The following is a 2,442-nucleotide window of genomic DNA, read 5'->3' on the forward strand; positions in this document are numbered from 1 at the left end:
GTTCAGGTTTACAGGCAAGGTTGGAGGGCCGCACGGTGGTTGTTGGCCAAAATGTGCTCACAAAAACGATTGGCAATACCGTTTCTAGGGTTTATCGCTTGAATCAGGTTGAACCAAATAGTGCAGCACGGTATTTAGCYAATTTAGGTGCAACAATAACTCAAACAAATACAGTTACATCAACATCAAATGAATCATCGTCTACAGGCGTAACAACGGCAAATGCATCTGCTTCCACCTCTCAAACATCAACTCAAACTGTAATTGAAAGCTTTGGTGCTTCCCAAGGGCCSCTWAAGGGTTTGATTGGAACTACGGATACACGACTGGGTACTATTACATTAATTGGCGGATCTTATCTTGTGAATGTGGCAGAAGGCTACTTAAAGCAGTTGGATCTACGCAAACGTCAGGTGGCGGTTAATGTGAAAATATTAAATATTGATCTTGAAAATGACACTTCAATAGACAATAGCTTTTCAACGCGAATTGGTAATACTTTTATAGTRAATGATTCGGGYCAAGCTCTTATTAATTTTGGCACYCTAAAGCCTCCTGGAGAGGGTTTAGGTTCMGGTAAATTTGATGGCAGTGGCACACCACTAACCGCTGTAACACCCTTTAGTTTTCCCGATAATGGYCAACTTTTCGGTAACAGGATTCAAGGTGCTGCTCCATTTTCTGGCAATGTGTTACCCAAGCCCGGAGGCGGATTGCAGTATGCCAGGCCAGGTTTCGGCACTTACGCTAATCCTGATCAGCCTGGCTTGGGCRTAAGCACATATACATTGGTGCCGATTGTTTCAGCTACTGGTGCTGTTACTGGATATAGGGCAGAAGAAACACCTGGYAATCCGGCTATACCAAAAAATATGAAATATCCAAATAGCCTTGTTGATTATCTTTCGGCTACTATTCAAAGCAGAAACACGAAAACCCTTGCTGATCCCACCTTGCTGGTTCAAGAAGGTGAAAAGGCAAAGGTGGAGGCAATCACTAGTGTGATYACTAATGTGCAAGTAACCAATAATGCAAATAACACCACAACCAGCACCACAACKCGCGAAAATGCCGGCCTTACCCTTGAAGTTGTAGCTGAAAAGATAGATGACAATGGATTTGTAACCCTTAAAATGACGCCTCAGGCATCAATTCCAGTGCCAGCAGGTACKCTTAGCGTTGGTGGCGCTGATGTTGCCATAAGCAATATTGTTAAACGCAGCCTYGATTCAGGTAAGGTGCGCTTGCGCGATGGCCAAACATTGTTTCTTACAGGTGTTATCCAAGAATCAGATRCTGCAYTAGTKAGCAAATGGCCCGTGCTAGGKGATTTACCGTTCTTTGGYCAGTTTTTTAGAAAAACAAACACRGGAAGGCGTAAATCTGAACTKGTAATTGTGGTAACACCACGCATTATTGATGATGAACAAGGTGGTAGTTATGGCTATGGTTTTCAACCATCAAGTGCAGAAGCAAGGCGTTTGGTTTATGGCCAATAAATCACTTAAAAACTAGGGCCCATTAATTTCAGCGCCAAKGGTGCCAGTTGTTGCAGCATGCTCCAGGCACCACTCAAAATTTGGCTGCCCATGCCATTGCCCTGCACTRTTTTYGGCCCCTTTGCGATCCCAGTAGCTRCTTTTTGTAATTGTTGCCCTAGTTCCGCTTCTCCCGCCTGTTCATAYAACCTGCCCGCATAATTTAAATCTGCTGCAGCCTCTGCATTTCGGCCCTGTTCCTGGCGGCTAATRCCCCTTGCCATCCAGCTAATGGCAGCATCTGGTTTTTTTGCAATCGCTTCACTAAAGCGTTGTTCTGCTTCTGGATGTTTAGCTGCTAATGATGCCTTCACRCCRGCATTATGTAATTCGGCGTAGCTKCGTGCTYGGGCTGTGATTCCTTTTGCACCTTCTGTGTGGCTACTAGCTAATTGTTCAGGATCTAAACGGGCATCTGTTAAATCAGCTGATCTCAAATCAGTGCCCTTTAATTTCGCACCGCGTAGATCAGCGCGATGTAAATTTGCACCCTGCAAACTGGCATCTGTTAGATCAGCGCCGCGTAAATTAGCGTTGCTTAGGTTTGCTCGCCCTAGATTTGCACCCTGCAGCTTTGCCTTAGGTAGTTGCGCACCTTGTAATTCGGCATACACCAAATCAGCGCCCTGCAAGTTGCAACCACTGCAGCTTTTTTTATCTAATAATTGCAACACCGCATCGGGCCCAGCCATTGCCCCGCCAGCGCTCAATAGGCCAATTAGCAGTAAGAGCAATTGCCTTTTGGCCATTTAAACCTGGTATCTGCTGCAGTTGTACCCACTTAAGGCACCAGCCACAACCAAACTGGTGCAGTGCCTGATCATTCACCCTCCACACCCCATCGCCACGGTGGCAACCGCCAGGAGCGGGCAGAAGCGTTGGGCTGCAAACCCGCTGAGCTGCT

General features: G+C 46.2%; 2 protein-coding genes. One reads left to right on the forward strand and one right to left on the reverse strand.

Features of this window, described 5'->3' with window-relative positions; all coding sequences use genetic code 11:
* A partial coding sequence (locus tag C7K08_RS13475) for a type II secretion system protein GspD (protein ID WP_133165298.1) occupies positions 1-1,499 on the forward strand: 1,499 nt, incomplete at its 5' end.
* Positions 1,500-1,504: 5 nt separating this feature from the next.
* On the opposite strand, the gene C7K08_RS13480 is transcribed toward C7K08_RS13475, so the two are convergent.
* Entirely contained in the window at positions 1,505-2,287 is a 783-nt protein-coding gene (locus C7K08_RS13480; protein ID WP_106501055.1) for a pentapeptide repeat-containing protein, read from the reverse strand.
* Between the last annotated feature and the right edge of the window lie 155 nt (positions 2,288-2,442).

It is taken from the genome of Synechococcus lacustris str. Tous (assembly GCF_003011125.1).
GTDB lineage: Bacteria > Cyanobacteriota > Cyanobacteriia > PCC-6307 > Cyanobiaceae > Synechococcus_D > Synechococcus_D lacustris.